This window comes from Treponema endosymbiont of Eucomonympha sp. (genome assembly GCF_001028545.1).
The window spans coordinates 1-451 of the sequence record NZ_BBPW01000636.1 but is presented as its reverse complement, the minus strand read 5'-3'; the positions used below and the strand labels follow the sequence as shown (position 1 = coordinate 451).

Annotated in this window: 1 pseudogene; it reads left to right on the top strand. The window is 64.7% G+C overall.

Annotated elements, in window-relative coordinates:
* Nucleotides 1-451: pseudogene (locus AWU74_RS12260) on the top strand (putative glycoside hydrolase); the annotation flags it as partial.

Sequence of the window (451 nt, the reverse complement as noted above, 5' to 3'; positions counted from 1 at the left end):
CCTGCCCTGCGTCTACCGCCTCGACTGGGAGGCGAAGCGCGCGGAGAAAATCTACCGGGGGCAGGAACCCGCGGGCACGATAGAGGGGCTGTGCTGGACGGGGAGCGACCTGCTCTATACCGCGCCGGGAGGGCTTTCGCGGCTGGACTCGGCGACCGGAAAGAAGCGCGGTGTTCCGGCGGCGCTCAGGCGGCGGCTGGACGCGCTGAAACGGGTGCCCGGTCCGATTTACGCGGCGTATATCCCGCAGAAGCTCAGCGGCTTTGCCGAAAGCCTGCTTTTGAAGGAGCTATGGCTTCTCGAGCCGGACGCGGTGCATACCGCATACGCCGCCGCTGCGTTCGGCAAAAAGAGCGTGTACATGCCGGCGAACCACGGCGCGAGCGACGAGGGAATCAGCCGCTACCTCGATATTGTGGAGCGGAACGGCTTAAACAGCATAGTCATAGAC